Here is a 14,260-nt window from a genome sequence, read left to right as displayed (position 1 = left end):
TAATGGTGGATATGAAAACAATTGTGTTGGCAGAAAAACCCAGTGTCGGACGAGAGCTGGCCAGGGTATTGAAATGCGAAAAAAAGACAAAAAGCTTCTGTGAAGGAAAAGATTATATTGTGACATGGGCTATGGGCCATCTCGTAGAACTGGCCGATCCCGGGGAATACGATGAGAAGTATCAAAGATGGGATTTGAAGACGCTTCCCATGCTCCCCGAAAAGATGAAACACAAAGTGATCCGCAAAACTTCCCATCAGTTTCGCACAGTGCAGGGTATCCTCAAAAGAAAAGATGTGGATCGCCTGGTCATAGCCACCGATGCCGGGCGGGAGGGAGAGCTCGTAGCCCGATGGATCATGCGGCTTTCCGGCTGGAAAGGGAAAACCGAGAGGCTTTGGATCAGCTCTCAGACAGACCAGGCTATCCGGGAGGGATTTAAAAATCTGAAACCGGGGAAAAACTATATAAACCTGTTTCATTCCGCTGAAGCCCGGGCTGAAGCGGATTGGCTTGTGGGACTCAATATAACCAGGGCTTTGAGCTGCCGATACGACACCCGTCTCTCGGCGGGTCGCGTCCAGACTCCGACTCTCGCCATGATTGTAAAGAGAGAAGAGGAAATCGAGAACTTCCTGCCTCAGGAATACTGGAATGTGGAGGCGGATCTGGGAGCCTTTACAGCGCAATGGAGAAACGATAAGGGAATCAACCGGTTCAGCCAATACGAAGAAGCCCTCGCGCTGGCATCAAAAATGGAAGACGGCGAAGCCATCATTCTCGAGATAGATAAAAAAAAGAAGAGTGAAGCACCTCCCAAAGCCTACGACCTGACAGAGCTTCAGAGAGATGGAAACCGCTATCTCGGGTTCTCGGCCAAAAAGACGCTTCAAGTCCTCCAGGGCCTCTATGAAAGACACAAATACGTCACCTATCCGAGAACGGATTCCCGCCACATCACAACAGATATGGTTCCGACATTGAAGGACAGGCTCAAGGCTGTGAGAGAAACAGCCTATAGAGATCAGATAAATTCCCTTCTGGAGAAAGATCTGAAACCGGGAAAGAATTTCGTGGACAACAGCCGTGTGACGGATCACCATGCCATTATCCCGACAGAAGAAAAGGCCGATCTGAAAAACCTTACGGTCGATGAAAAACAGCTCTTCGACCTCATCGTCCGGCGCTTCGTCGTCGTTCTTTCCGAACCTTATCGATATGAGAGCATATCCATGACTCTGGAGATTAAGGGAGAGAAGGTATATGCAAGAGGAAACCGGACTCTTGAAAAAGGGTGGAAAAGCATAGACAGGCAGTCGGGCTATTCCGAAGGGGAGAATGATTCCCAGCTGCCCGACCAGGCACTTTCCGAATACGCCAAAGGGGATTTATTTCCAGTAAAATCGGTAAGTACACGAAAAGGACTGACCAAACCGCCGGCGCGCTACAGTGAAGCGACGCTTCTGACAGCCATGGAAAATCCTTCGAAATTTGTCTCCGATAAAAAGCTGAAGGAAACAATCCGCCAGGGCGGACTGGGAACCCCGGCGACAAGAGCCGATATCATTGAAAAGCTGCTCTCATCCTACTACATTGACAGAAAAGGGAAAGAACTTGTCCCGACAGCCGTAGGTATGGAACTGATACGAATCGTTCCGGATATGCTTAAATCTCCCGAATTAACCGCCCAGTGGGAACAGCGATTTACCGACATAGCGGAGGGCCGGGAACAGACAAGAGCCTTTATCAGCGAAATCCGGGAGGAGACGAAGCGACTTGTCTCTCAGGTAAAAAACAGCAAACTGACTTACGAACCCAAAAACCTCAGCAGGAAAGACTGCCCCATGTGCGGAAAAAAACTGATGGAGATCCATGATAAAAAGGGGAATCCCAAATTTGTCTGCCAGTCCCTGGCCTGCGGATACGAAGACGAGCCGGAAAAGAAAAACGATCCCTATAGACGACAGGGGCGGAAAGAGAAAGCGATGAACTCCCGCCTGGTCCGTCAGTACAGCAGTAAGGAAAAAGATACCATGACACTGGGAGATATGATTAAGGCTCAGATGAAGGATAAATAGAATAGATAAAAATAGGACTTTTTCCTATTTCACAACTTTTCGTACATCTATATAATGCACGCATCATACAATAAAAAATTTGGAGAGTATAATGAAAAAAATACTACTTATTGCAGCGGCACTGCTTATGTCCGCTTCACTTTTTGCTGAAAAACTCTATCTCATGCAGGGAACATATCTGAATACATCCAGAACTTATGAATCGACCAATAATATAAAAAGGAATTATGGTGAAGCCGGTTTGAATTTCACCTCTTTCAACGGTAATGGTGTAGGGTTCTACTCTAGCGCAACATTTCTATTACCTGTAACTTTTTCAGAAAAGGAAAACGGAGTTGACACTGGAGCGACAATGAACACTCTGGAAATTCTTTTCGATTCATGGCATTTAGGTCTCGATGCTCTTCTTGGTGTCGGCTTTCTGGCTCCTATAAGCCCCAGCTTTTCTCTTCTAGCCGGAGCAGGACTCCATTTCAATGGAATTGCACTATTCTCCAGTTACTATAGCAACTATCTCGCCTACAATATAGGTCCCGGAGCCTCTCTTAACGCCATCCTGTACCTGACAAGAACATTCAATATCAATGTGAGCGGTATGATCGCCTGGGATATGCTCGAGTTTCTGACATTGCCATCAGGTTCTGGAGTCTCGGCAAAAGGCGGACTCACATGGGCTGTTTCGGCCGGTATGGGTTTCAGCTACTGAAAACAACAAGTTTCCAATACCTGGGCTGCCGGAAGGCAGCCTTATTTTTTCCCCTTACCCGTTGCTTTTACAATCCCTGAAAATTACACTTTATAAAGAGGTAAGTTGAAAGGAAAACCCGTGCATATCAACCGCGTTTTAATAGTTGATGATTCCCTCGTCGCCAGAATGCTCCTCAAAAAATGTCTCGGCAATGGGTTTGAGCTTTATGAAGCCGAAACGGGAGAACAGGGTTTGGACGTCTTCCGCTCAATCGATATGGATCTCGTTTTTCTCGATCTGAACATGCCCGGCATGGGAGGATTCAAAACTCTGAAAGCGATGATGGAGTACAATCCCCAGGCGAAAGTCGCCGTTATATCAGCCGACAGACAAGTTTCCACGATTATGAACTGCGTGACGGCCGGAGCCTGCACCGTTCTGAAAAAACCACCCAGGGAAGAGAGCATACAAAAAACCATTCATGCCCTTGAAACTGGAGAAGACTTGCTTGTAGAGGGTATTCAGGATGAGTAACGCGCCTATCCCCCTGTTCAGCAATATGGAAAAACAGATTCTTCAGGAAATCATGAATATTGCTTTCGGCTCTGCCTCCGGCGATCTGGAAGAGATAATCGGAGTCTCGGTCATCCTTCATATTCCCGAAGTGGAAATTATCCCGATTGAAACGCTGCTGGATTATCTTGAGGAAAACCTCAAGTTAAAGGATGAGAGCACAATCATCGAGGAGATGTTTACGGGGGATTTTTCCGGCTCAGCCCTTCTTATGTTTCCGGAAAGCATAAAACCCGACCTGCTTGCACTCTTAAGCGGCATAAAAGATCTTCCCCACGATGAGGAACCTGAAATTGACCGAACAAGAAAAGAAGTCTTTCTGGAGATAGGCAATATTCTCATTGGTACCAGTGTCGGAAAAATCACGGAGCTGCTGAAAACTTCAGTATCCTATAAACCGCCAGTGGCTATTGACGGCAAACCTGAAGACTTTACCCATGTCCTTGCAAACATAAATGCCGATAGTGTCGCCATTATCCTGAAAACCTATTTCTCTTTTAAAAATCACGACCTGAACGGGACTATGATGATCGTCTCGAGCCACCAGTCTGTCATCTGGTTGAAAAACGCCCTCAATTCCTTTCTCGAAGCTTACCGCTGATAAAAATATTGGAATGTTAAAAGAGAAAGTTTTACATTAATAACAGCAGCTTGATTGTCCTTGAAAAGTTTTTATTTTAAGGGGGACCTGATGGCAGTAGAAAGGCTAGTCAGTTTTCTGAATCAGAACGGAACAGATTTCCGAACCATAAGACACGACCCGGCATACTCTTCTCTCTCATCAGCCAAGGCGGCGCATATATCCGGTCGGGAAATGGTTAAGTCCGTACTTTTGAAAGCAGACGGCTCCTATCTTCTTGTCGTTCTTCCCAGTACGGAAAAGATCGATTTTCACAGAATAAAAGAGATCACCGGATCATTATCCGTATCTCTGGCCGATGAAGAGGAGGTGGAATCGATATTCCCCGACTGTTCACCGGGAGCCATTCCTCCGCTGGGAAACCTTTATCACATGCCGGTCATTACCGATAGCGATGTCCTGGAAAAGAAAGATTTATTTTTCGAAGCGGGCAGCCACAGGGAGATTATGCGGCTCCATATGAATGATTTTCTAAAACTGACACACCCGAGAATAGCCACTGTTCACCGGGATTTCTGACGGCGCTTCTTCTTCATACCCGCCGGGTCGTTTTTTCTAATCAGGCACCTGGCACCGTTCCCGATGAGATCTGTCCTTCCGCATTTCTTCAGAGCTTCTTCCACCAGCTGTCGGTTTTGCGGCTTCCGGTACTGAAGCAGGGCTCTCTGCATGGCCTTTTCTCTCGGATTATCTACCACATGAACTTTTTTCATGGTCAGAGGATTATATCCTGAATAAAACATAGCTGTGGAAAGTGTCCCGGGTGTGGGTATAAAATCCTGAACCTGATCGGCTCTCAATCCCGAATCGCGCAAGTATTCCGCCAGCTCAACGGCATCGTCGAGAGTTGAGCCGGGGTGAGAGGAGATGAGATAGGGAACGAGAAACTGCTTCTTACCCACTTCTTCGTTAATTTCCCCGAACCGTTTCCGGAAGCGGTCAAAGACGTCTTTTCCCGGCTTTCCCATAATTGTCAGAACTTTATCGGAGATATGCTCGGGCGCCACCTTCAACTGGCCGCTTATATGATGCTTAACCAGTTCGTGAAAAAAGCTTTCATCTTTATCAAGCAGCAGGTAATCATATCGTATACCCGAACGGATAAACACTTTTTTTATTCCCTCAAGTTTTCTCAAATCGCGCAGCAATTCGAGATACTCGCCATGATCGACTTCTATGGCCGGACAGGGTACGGGAGAGAGACAGGATTTTTCCGGACAGGCGCCTTTTGTCTCTTGCTTTGAACAGGCAGGCTTACGGAAATTGGCTGTAGGCCCTCCCACATCGTGAATATAGCCTTTGAAACGGCTGTCTTCCGGGAAACCCGCGGCTTCCCGGACCAGAGATTCCCGGCTGCGGGAGCTGATAATTCGCCCCTGATGAAAGTTGAGCGCGCAAAAACTGCACCCTCCGAAGCAGCCCCGGCTGCTGGCCAGACTGAACAGGACCTCTTCCAGAGCTTTGACTTCGCCTTCTTTTCCATAAAAAGGGTGGACATCCCGGCAGTAGGGGAGCTCGTAAACGCCGTCCAGTTCCTCTTCTTTCAGGGGAAAAGCCGCTGGATTCTGAACGACGTAGTCTTCCCCATAGGGTTCCGCCAGAGTTTTACCCTGAAAGGGATCGGTATTGAGATACTGTATTCTGAAAGACTGTGCGAATGTCCTCTTGTCACGGCTGATGTCTTTATAGGAGGGAAGAATATGAACCATTGCAGGATCGGGCTTTTCCTGTGTCCGGTAGACCGTCCCCCGCACATTTTGAATCTCTCCGATACGCACTCCCGAATCCATGAGACGGGCGATTTCCACGATCTGATGTTCACCCATCCCGTAAACGAGAATATCGGCTTTCGAATCGAGCAAGATGGATCTCCGGAGCTTTCCCGACCAGTAATCATAGTGGGCCAATCGCCGAAGTGATGCTTCCATCCCCCCGATGATGACAGGCATCTTTTTAAAAGCCTGTTTCACCGCTGCACAATAGACGATTGTCGCTCTGTCGGGACGGCGGCCTGTTTTGCCTCCGGGACTGTAGACGTCGGAACTTCTGGGTTTTCTCGCAGCTGTATAATTGGAAACCATGGAATCCATGTTTCCGCCCGTCACCAGAAAAGCGAGGCGCGGCCGTCCGAATTCCCTGAAGGATTCGATCTTCCGCCAGTCGGGCTGTGCCAGAATGGCTACGCGGAACCCTTCTTTTTCCAGGACTCGGGCGATCAGGGCGGCGCCGAATGAGGGGTGGTCCACATAGGCATCGCCGGTCACCAGTACGAAATCGGGGCGGTCCCAGCCCTTTTTATTCATTTCTTCTTTACTTACGGGGAGAAAACTCTCGGTCATAGGGGGACTATAACAAAGAATTCTCAAAAAAAACTATTACTTATGCCCCCATCATTCGATAATTAATGAGATGGAAGACAGCAGACCTCTTAAAACATTACTCATAGTCCTTTTCGTTATCATTCTCGCCGTCATTATTACAATGATTTACTTTCTGAGGGACAAAACACCTTACGGACTGCCTGTCGAATTCTCCGCAAATAATGAAATGACGGAAGTTGCGGAAGCGGAAGAACCTCTTTTGCTTGAAGAACCGGAGGATGATCCCTTCGAATCTCCGACTGTCCCCGAGCGGTTTATTGTCGACCGGCATACAGTGGTAAAAGACGAATCCTTCTCTCTCGTTACGGGAATTTACTGGGACGATGTCTATCTCTGGCCCGATCTCTATATTCGCAACGACATGAAATCCGACGATCCGGACATCATATATCCCGATGAGATTATCGACATCTACAACCGTCTCGGAAAAGGCAATGTTTACAACGACATAGAAAAAGACGAAATCCTCAAGGCTTACATTGAAGTCTATGATATCTATAAAAAACTGGGTCCCGATAAAGAAAACTCCGTATGGGCTCTACTCTACAGCGGCGCTAAATACGACCACAGTTTTCTTGAATTGTTCAGCGACCGGATCGACCCGGCCGACAAGGCCATGGCCCAGAAATACATAGACGAAGAAGGCTATCTGGACTGATCCTTACGATCGACATCGAAATCCGGTTTACTTTCCACTGATAGAAACTCCCCGGTAAAGGGGTGCTTAAAGGCGAGCGCCGAAGCGTGGAGCTTCAGTTCGCCCATCAGCATTTCATCAGTTTCATCATCATACAGACGATCTCCCATAATGGGATGGCCGATCGATGCGAGGTGCACTCTCAACTGATGGGTCCGGCCTGTTTCGGGATAGAGAAAGAGCTCCGTCCACCTCTCTCCCTCTTTTTTTATTCTCCATCGTGTTATGGCTTTTTTACCCCTTTCAGGGTCAACAATCTGTCTGGGCCGGTTTTCCCGATCCCCCCGGAGAGGCAGATCGATAATTCCTTCATCTTTTTCGATTTTTCCACGGACACGGGCTATATAAACTTTTTCAACCTTCCGGGCTTCGAAGAGGCGGCTCATCTCTCTTTGGGCTTCGGGCGTCCTGGCGAGTATAACCAATCCCGATGTAGGCTGATCGAGTCGGTGAATATTGTACACCTCTCCAAGCCATTCAGCTGCCCGGGACATGAGGCAATGAGCTTTCTCCGGCCCTCTGCCGGGAACGGTGAGTTCCTCTCTCTCCTTGCTGACGATATAGAACCATGTATCTTCATAGACAACTTCCGGCGCGCAATCCGGTTCAAATTGTTTCAACGGCTGAAAACTCTCCTTCTAGACGTGGAGCCTTCATAGTTTTACAATCCCTGTATATGGACAGAAAAGACAGGATGGCTCCCTTCAGGGACAATCATACCTATAAGAAACTGAATGGTGAAGAGCGGGATTTCATTTCCCGTATTTCAGACCAGTATCAGCTGACGTTTCAGGATATCAAAATGCTGATCGATATTTCCCGTGATCTTTCGATCTGGGATGAGGGGAATCTTTCCGGTTTATGGAATATTCCCGACGACGAGAACCTCAAGGGCAAGCAGCTGAAACAACATTTGATGAACAATGTCAAAGACAGGTGGGAACAGCTGAAAAAGGGGCTCAATGATTATTCGAAGTTCTCGGGACGAACAGACAGTTCCGGAAAAACAAATTTCGTCAGGCTCAATGATGAGAGCACCATTCTGGGAAGCTGTCCCGTGGCATCGGAAAAAACCCGATGCTGCAATCTGAAAACACTCGACGTCGTTCTCAACTGCGGATTTGATTGCACCTACTGTTCTATTCAATCTTTTTTCGATAACGACCGGGTCTACTTTCATGAAAATCTGGAAGAAAAACTCCGGAAACTCAATCTCGACCCGGCAAAGAGATACCATATAGGTACAGGGCAGTCCTCCGATTCTCTCATGTGGGGAAACAGGGAAGGCATACTCGATAAACTCAACAGCTTCGCCGGAGAGAACAGGAATGTCATACTCGAGCTGAAAACCAAATCGAGAAACATAGCCTGGTTACTGGAAAACGATGTAGCGCCCAATATTTTTGCCACATGGTCCCTCAACACGCCGGCCATTGCCGGGAATGAAGAGCATTTTGCCGCCTCTCCGGAACAACGTCTGGAAAGCGCCAGAAAAGTTGCCGACAAAGGCATTCCCGTAGGATTCCATTTTCATCCGATCGTTCACTACAAAGGCTGGGAAGATGACTATAAATCTTTGACGACATCCATTCAGAATATGTTTTCTCCCGAAGAAGTGGCTCTCCTTTCCATGGGGACTTTGACCTATATAAAACCGGTGATACGGAAAATCCGGGACAGGGAAATGAAAAGCAAAATTCTGGAAATGCCCATGATCGATGCGGGAGGAAAACTGTCCTACCCCATTGAGATTAAAAGGGAGCTGTTCGGAACGGTTTACAACAGCTTTTCAGAAGATTGGAAAAAGGAAGTATTCTTTTATCTCTGCATGGAAGATCAGTCGCTATGGGAGCCTCTTTTCGGAAGAAGCTACAGGAACAATGAAGAATTCGAAAACGATATGATTGAATCCTATTTCAGGAAAGTCCCTTTATGAAGATACTCCTCATCACTCCGCCGTTCACCCAGCTCAACACCCCTTACCCCGCAACAGCATACCTGAAAGCTGTGCTGGAAAAAGAAGGGCACAGAGTCAGGCAGATCGATCTGGGAAACCTGACGGCCCGGGAACTCTTCTCTTCCCGGGGACTGACAAGGCTTTACGAAGATCTGGAAAGCCGGTATTCGCCGGGAGAGTATGCCGGTCTGGACCGCTTTTTTTCTCTGAAAGAGGTTTACCTGTCCACAATCGACAGCGCAGCCGCATTTCTGAAAGGGGAAGACGATTCCGCGTCCTATCTTATAAACAGGCCGGGCTGGCTCCCGGAAGGGGACAGGCTGGAAAATACCCCTCCCGGGCGGACATCTGATGAGGCGCGTCATAGAGCCACATTGTATCTGGAAGAAATTTCACAGATCATTTCAGCATACTGTGACAGCGCCTACGGTTTCAGCCGATATGCCGAGCGGATCGCCTTGTCTCCCCCATCCTTTGAAACGATTGAAGCTGAGCTAAACCGGCCCCGTTCGCTGATTAGAACCATGAGTCTCGAAATCTTCAGTAAGATTCTCGATGAGTATGATCCGGAAGTATGCGGCTTTTCCGTACCCTTTCCGGGGAATCTTCTGGGAGCTCTCGATGCCGCCTCTTTTATAAAAGAGCAAAAAAGTGAGATACAAACCGTCATGGGTGGCGGTTACGTCAATACGGAGCTGAGGGAATTAAAGGCTCCCGGTCTGTTCCGCTATATAAACTATGTAACGCTTGATGACGGCGAAACGCCTTTTATCCAAATCTGCCGGTTTCTCTCAGGAGAGATTTCCCGAAATGAGCTAAGCCGAACCTACTTCCTGTCGGAAAAAGGACATGTGGAGTACTGCGAGGGAACCGATAAGGATTTCCGTCAGCGTGATCTGCCGGCGCCGGATTACCGGGGTTTGATGGAAGAACCCTACTTCTCCCTTCTGCCATTAGCCAATCCTATGCACAGACTCTGGAGCGACGGCAAATGGGTAAAGATGACACTGGCTCACGGCTGCTACTGGCATCGCTGTGCTTTCTGTGATACAAGTCTCGACTATATTAAGCGATATGATCCCGACCAGGCCAAAATACTGGTCGATAAAATAGAACAGCTGATAGCAAGCACCGGTTTAAGATCTTTTCACTTTGTCGATGAAGCGGCCCCCCCCACTCTGCTCAAATCCATGGCGATGGAACTGATCCGGAGAGAGATATACATCAGCTGGTGGACTAATATCCGCTTCGAGAAAAGTTTTACATTCGATTTATGCCGACTTCTGGCGAAAAGTGGCTGTATTGCCGTTTCAGGAGGGCTGGAAGTGGCATCGGACCGTATGCTGGATCGGATGGATAAAGGGGTTACTGTTCCTCAGGTCGCATCGGTTGCCGATGCTTTTCATTCGGCGGGGATCATGGTCCACGCATATCTTATGTACGGTTTTCCCGGCCAGACCATGCAGGAGATTATAGATGCTCTTGAAAATGTGAGGCAGTTATTCTCAGAAGGACTTATCGATTCAGCTTTCTGGCATCAGTTCGCCCTGACCGCCCACAGTCCTGCAGGGCTCAACCCCGACCATTTCGGCATAAAGATTACCGGTCCGGAAAAAGCAGGCTTTGCCCGCAATGACCTGTATTATCATGAAAACAGGGAGTATGAACCGGATGATTTCGGAGAAGGTTTGGCCATGGCTGTCCAGGCCTATATGTCAAAAAGCGGACTTGAACTCCCTGTGGGAAGATGGTTTCCCTTCAAAACACCGAAAAGCCGCACAAAAAAAGGTTATATCCGGCAATTGGCAGTTGAGGCAAAGAGCAAAAGGGAAATCAATGATAACACCCGTTTCCTCTGGATTGGCGGAAAGCCGTTCTGGAATGAGAACCGCATGGAAATTCACGATACCGATGGCGCGGAACGGATTTCTGTGGGAAAAAAGGAGTGGATTTTCCTATCGGAACTATTGAAAATATGTCATATTAAAGACCATGGCGGGGCTTCTGTAGAAGAGATAGAGGAACTCTGTTCCCAGAGTCATATAAGCTTTGATGAGTTTATAAATTCCGATTCAGCGCGACTTCTATCCGGCTACGGGCTGCTCATGCTTTAACAAAAAGGAGCTTTTTAATGACTATAAAAGAGAGAATTATCAACAGCCTTATCCGGGCCGCTCTCGATGTTGTATATAAAATCGATAAATCCGACCTCTCACGCATCCCCATGAAGGGTCCTGCCATACTGATTACAAACCACGTCAGCAATCTGGAAGGCCCCCTCTTCTATGTTAATCTGAGACCGAGAAAAACCATTGCTATGGCAAAAGCCGAGCTCTTCGATAAGTTTTTCACACGGACGATTCTATCCACCTGGAATGCCGTGCCGATAAAAAGGGGATCAATCGATATGCAGGCCATGAAAGCCTGTTTTAAAGTTCTGGAAGAAGATAATTTTCTCTGTATTGCACCGGAGGGAACCAGGAGTAAAACAGGAAAACTGATCCGCGGCAAAGCGGGAACGACATTCTTTGCCACACAGAAAAAAGTTCCCATTATTCCCATGGTTCACTGGGGCCTCATAGATTATGAAGGTTCGGAAAAGAGCCTTTTCCGGAGGAAAGTCACAATCAAGGTGGGAAAACCCTTTTATGTGGAAAAAAAGGAAGAGGGGAAAATTACCAGTGAAGACCGCCAGAAAATGGCCGATGAAATGATGTATCAGATAGCGGCCTGTCTCCCTGAAGAATTGCGGGGATACTACAGCGACATGTCGAAAGCTACAACTGATTATATTACTTTTATGTAAAAGAGAAGGATACAAAATGAACCCACAGGCAGAAATACTCAACCGGGCTATCTCTGAAGCCAATCCCGTTGTTCTCGAGCTGCTTTCCCGAAGAGGAAAGAATATTTTCTTTCCCAGCAAAGGCCTTATACGCCAGGGCCTGGATGCCAGCACGAAGAAAATCAATGCCTCCATCGGCATAGCAATGGAAGATGACGGATCTCCCCTGCGCCTCAATGCGATTGACAGCAAACTCAATATGCCACCGGAAGAAACCTTTCCCTATGCTTCGAGCTATGGAAAAGCGGAACTCCGTGAAATATGGCATAATATCATTCGGGAAAAAAATCCCAGCCTGGGAAATCACCCGATTACCAAACCGGTGGTGACCCACGCTCTGACTCACGGCTTGAGTATGAGCGGCTATCTCTTTGTCGATGAAGGCGATGAAATCATCATGCCCGACCTTTTCTGGGGAAATTACAAACTGCTCTTTGAAAACGCCTATGGCGGCGTACTCAGCTTCTTTCCTCTCTTTGAAGGGAGCGGTTTCAATACAGCCGGTCTTGAAAGCAAGCTTAACGGACCGGGAGAAAAGAAAATACTCCTGCTCAATTTCCCCAATAACCCGACGGGATACACTCCGACGGAAGAGGAAGTAGCGAAAATAGTGGCCATTATCAACAGAGCGGCGGAATCGGGTAAAAAAATAATCCTTATAACTGACGATGCCTACTTCGGTCTGGTTTACGAACCGGGAGTCTACCGGGAATCGATTTTCGCTCCCGTCGCCGCCCTGCACGAAAACGTTCTCGCCGTCAAAGTGGACGGGGCGACAAAAGAGGATTATGCATGGGGTTTCCGCGTTGGATTTATCACATTTTCCAACAAGCTGATGAATGAAGGGATGGCCAAAGCACTTGAAGATAAAGCGGCCGGCGCCGTAAGGGGAAATGTATCGAACTGCGCCCATCTCTCCCAGTCTCTTCTTCACGTCGCCTATAAATCACCTGATTACAAAGAAGACAAAATTCGGAAGTTTGAACTTCTGAAAAAGCGCTATACAAAAGTCAAAGAAGTTCTGGAGGCGAAATACACAACAAGCGATCTGTTTAAAATTGTTCCCAACAACTCAGGCTATTTCATGTGTCTCAAACTCAAAGGAATTGATGCGGAAGAGGTGAGACAACAGCTTCTCAATCATTACGATACAGGGGTGATGGCCATCGGGGATATGATCAGGGTGGCTTATTCCTCTCTTCCAACCGATCAGATCGAGCTGCTCTTTGATAATATTAACAACGCTTGTAAAGATGTGAAAAAAATCGGGTAAAACCCTTTCCTGTGTAATAAAATGGAATAGTAAATTTTATAGGAAAGGAAAATAAAATGAAAAAAGTACTGCTTTTACTTGTTTCTCTGGCTTTTTTGACAGCTGCACTCAGCGCTGAGACTAAAACTGTAAGAATTGACAACAACAGATCCAATGATGCCTTCAAAGCCGGTGTTGTCCTCGGCTACCCGACCGGGTTGACAGCCGGATGGAGACTAGGCGAAGTGATGGAACTGAATTTTGTAGCAGCAACCCATTATTACGATATTACAATCGGTGTAGCACCTATGTTTACTTTGGTCAGCTTCGACATTCAGGGACAGAAATTTCCCCTTTCTATCGGACCGGCAGCCTACTTGAACATCGGCTGGTACGGAGGATTGGCTCTCGATGTTCTTTTCAATGCCCGTGTTGAATATTCTTTTGAAGAAATTCCTCTTAATCTTTTCCTCGAAGCGGGAGCCGGTATAGCTATTAATTTCGGCGGAGGCATCGGTCCCCAGGGCTCAGGAGCTTTGGGAGTCAGATACATCTTCTAAATAAGAAAGAGTTATAAAAAAAAGCCGCTCCTTATCGAGCGGCTTTTTTATTCTCTTATTTTACCCTCTGTATAAGGGATCCAATCCAAGAGTCCCTTTGAGCCTGTCAAGGAACCGGGGATCTTTTATTTCCTTCAACTCAGCTTTCGCCTTCTGAATCCTTGAGGGGATACCCAGCTTCATAGCTTCGTCGCGGTGTCTTTCCTGCGCCAGGAATTTATCCATATAGGCCAGGCTGCTCTCGATCTGGGCAATCCTGTTTTCCTGATAGCGGACCAGTCTCGCTTTATACCAGTCGCTCTCCAGAACGTATTCCCTGTCGAAGAGCTTGCGGATTTCCGGATCCTCTGCGGTCTTCCCTTCATAGCTGCCTTCGGCCATGATGTAGATGATCGCTTTGAGGGGAGGAATGGCTCCTTCCACGCTGCCGTCTTCCACATAGGCTTTGGCCACTTTCTGCTGGGCTTCACAAATGTTCCTGATTCCGTCCACGAAGTCTTCCATGCTCTGCAGCTCGGGCTTGAGCATATCTTCGTTGAACACGACCTCGGGGTTGTCGAAGAGGCGTCCCATATAGGCGCTGAGGAAC

13 protein-coding genes and 1 pseudogene are annotated in these 14,260 nt (G+C 47.6%); 11 read left to right on the top strand and 3 right to left on the bottom strand.

All coding sequences use genetic code 11. The annotated features are described in order from the left end of the window. The first annotated feature begins 11 nt into the window (after positions 1-11). The 5 genes from HNR50_RS21570 to HNR50_RS21550 all read left to right on the top strand — a co-directional run bounded on the left by HNR50_RS21570 (position 12) and on the right by HNR50_RS21550 (position 4,498). Complete coding sequence (locus tag HNR50_RS21570; RefSeq protein WP_184748884.1) at positions 12-2,078, top strand: DNA topoisomerase III; 2,067 nt, start codon at positions 12-14, stop codon at positions 2,076-2,078. Positions 2,079-2,169: 91 nt separating this feature from the next. After that, entirely contained in the window at positions 2,170-2,784 is a 615-nt protein-coding gene (locus HNR50_RS21565; RefSeq protein ID WP_184748883.1) for a hypothetical protein, read from the top strand. Between the two features lie 105 nt (positions 2,785-2,889). Further along, positions 2,890-3,300, top strand: a complete 411-nt coding sequence (locus tag HNR50_RS21560; RefSeq protein WP_184748882.1) for a response regulator transcription factor — start codon at positions 2,890-2,892, stop codon at positions 3,298-3,300. Then, positions 3,293-3,940: a chemotaxis protein CheC gene (locus tag HNR50_RS21555; RefSeq protein ID WP_184748881.1), complete on the top strand. Its 648-nt coding sequence runs from the start codon at positions 3,293-3,295 to the stop codon at positions 3,938-3,940. Before HNR50_RS21560 ends, HNR50_RS21555 begins: the two co-directional genes overlap by 8 nt. Before the next feature lie 90 nt (positions 3,941-4,030). Beyond that, positions 4,031-4,498, top strand: coding sequence for an aminoacyl-tRNA deacylase (locus HNR50_RS21550; protein ID WP_184748880.1), 468 nt, complete (start codon positions 4,031-4,033; stop codon positions 4,496-4,498). On the opposite strand, the gene HNR50_RS21545 is transcribed toward HNR50_RS21550, so the two are convergent. Next, positions 4,483-6,318: a YgiQ family radical SAM protein gene (locus HNR50_RS21545; protein ID WP_184748879.1), complete on the bottom strand. Its 1,836-nt coding sequence runs from the start codon at positions 6,316-6,318 to the stop codon at positions 4,483-4,485. The two genes, HNR50_RS21550 and HNR50_RS21545, sit on opposite strands and share 16 nt — an antisense overlap. A gap of 70 nt (positions 6,319-6,388) precedes the next feature. Here HNR50_RS21545 and HNR50_RS21540 point away from each other — a divergent pair, with 70 nt between their 5' ends. After that, a complete protein-coding gene (locus tag HNR50_RS21540; RefSeq protein WP_184748878.1) occupies positions 6,389-7,018 on the top strand; it encodes a LysM peptidoglycan-binding domain-containing protein in 630 nt (209 codons plus the stop codon). Here the strand turns inward: HNR50_RS21540 and HNR50_RS21535 are convergent. Continuing rightward, positions 7,006-7,677: an RluA family pseudouridine synthase gene (locus HNR50_RS21535; protein WP_184748877.1), complete on the bottom strand. Its 672-nt coding sequence runs from the start codon at positions 7,675-7,677 to the stop codon at positions 7,006-7,008. The two genes, HNR50_RS21540 and HNR50_RS21535, sit on opposite strands and share 13 nt — an antisense overlap. 56 nt (positions 7,678-7,733) lie before the next feature. On the opposite strand from HNR50_RS21535, the gene HNR50_RS21530 reads away from it, so the two are divergent. Genes HNR50_RS21530 through HNR50_RS21510 form a run of 5 tightly spaced genes read left to right on the top strand, consistent with a single transcriptional unit; the run spans position 7,734 to position 13,671 of the window. Next, positions 7,734-8,993 (top strand): SPL family radical SAM protein, encoded by a 1,260-nt coding sequence (locus tag HNR50_RS21530; RefSeq protein WP_184748876.1) that lies wholly within the window; start codon positions 7,734-7,736, stop codon positions 8,991-8,993. Then, positions 8,990-11,128, top strand: a complete 2,139-nt coding sequence (locus HNR50_RS21525; protein ID WP_184748875.1) for a B12-binding domain-containing radical SAM protein — start codon at positions 8,990-8,992, stop codon at positions 11,126-11,128. The genes HNR50_RS21530 and HNR50_RS21525 overlap by 4 nt, the downstream gene beginning before the upstream one ends. Before the next feature lie 17 nt (positions 11,129-11,145). Beyond that, positions 11,146-11,820, top strand: coding sequence for a lysophospholipid acyltransferase family protein (locus HNR50_RS21520; protein WP_184748874.1), 675 nt, complete (start codon positions 11,146-11,148; stop codon positions 11,818-11,820). Positions 11,821-11,836: 16 nt separating this feature from the next. Further along, positions 11,837-13,132 (top strand): aminotransferase class I/II-fold pyridoxal phosphate-dependent enzyme, encoded by a 1,296-nt coding sequence (locus tag HNR50_RS21515; RefSeq protein WP_184748873.1) that lies wholly within the window; start codon positions 11,837-11,839, stop codon positions 13,130-13,132. Positions 13,133-13,188: 56 nt separating this feature from the next. Further along, positions 13,189-13,671, top strand: coding sequence for a hypothetical protein (locus HNR50_RS21510; protein ID WP_184748872.1), 483 nt, complete (start codon positions 13,189-13,191; stop codon positions 13,669-13,671). A gap of 60 nt (positions 13,672-13,731) precedes the next feature. On the opposite strand, the pseudogene HNR50_RS21505 reads toward HNR50_RS21510, so the two are convergent. Continuing rightward, positions 13,732-14,260 (bottom strand): annotated as a pseudogene (locus HNR50_RS21505) (hypothetical protein); the annotation flags it as partial.

Origin of the sequence: Spirochaeta isovalerica (assembly GCF_014207565.1) — a bacterium.
Lineage (GTDB): Bacteria > Spirochaetota > Spirochaetia > DSM-2461 > DSM-2461 > Spirochaeta_F > Spirochaeta_F isovalerica.
This window is presented reverse-complemented; position numbering and strand designations above follow the sequence as displayed.

What these genes read in the sequence shown, in the direction of transcription:
- HNR50_RS21565 (WP_184748883.1), top strand. Translation starts at nt 2,170, where the DNA reads ATGAAAAAAATACTACTTATTGCAGCGGCACTGCTTATGTCCGCTTCA.
- HNR50_RS21550 (WP_184748880.1), top strand. Translation starts at nt 4,031, where the DNA reads ATGGCAGTAGAAAGGCTAGTCAGTTTTCTGAATCAGAACGGAACAGAT.
- HNR50_RS21540 (WP_184748878.1), top strand. Translation starts at nt 6,389, where the DNA reads ATGGAAGACAGCAGACCTCTTAAAACATTACTCATAGTCCTTTTCGTT.
- HNR50_RS21525 (WP_184748875.1), top strand. Translation starts at nt 8,990, where the DNA reads ATGAAGATACTCCTCATCACTCCGCCGTTCACCCAGCTCAACACCCCT.
- HNR50_RS21510 (WP_184748872.1), top strand. Translation starts at nt 13,189, where the DNA reads ATGAAAAAAGTACTGCTTTTACTTGTTTCTCTGGCTTTTTTGACAGCT.
- HNR50_RS21520 (WP_184748874.1), top strand. Translation starts at nt 11,146, where the DNA reads ATGACTATAAAAGAGAGAATTATCAACAGCCTTATCCGGGCCGCTCTC.
- HNR50_RS21530 (WP_184748876.1), top strand. Translation starts at nt 7,734, where the DNA reads ATGGACAGAAAAGACAGGATGGCTCCCTTCAGGGACAATCATACCTAT.
- HNR50_RS21515 (WP_184748873.1), top strand. Translation starts at nt 11,837, where the DNA reads ATGAACCCACAGGCAGAAATACTCAACCGGGCTATCTCTGAAGCCAAT.
- HNR50_RS21555 (WP_184748881.1), top strand. Translation starts at nt 3,293, where the DNA reads ATGAGTAACGCGCCTATCCCCCTGTTCAGCAATATGGAAAAACAGATT.
- HNR50_RS21545 (WP_184748879.1), bottom strand. Translation starts at nt 6,318, where the DNA reads ATGACCGAGAGTTTTCTCCCCGTAAGTAAAGAAGAAATGAATAAAAAG.
- HNR50_RS21570 (WP_184748884.1), top strand. Translation starts at nt 12, where the DNA reads ATGAAAACAATTGTGTTGGCAGAAAAACCCAGTGTCGGACGAGAGCTG.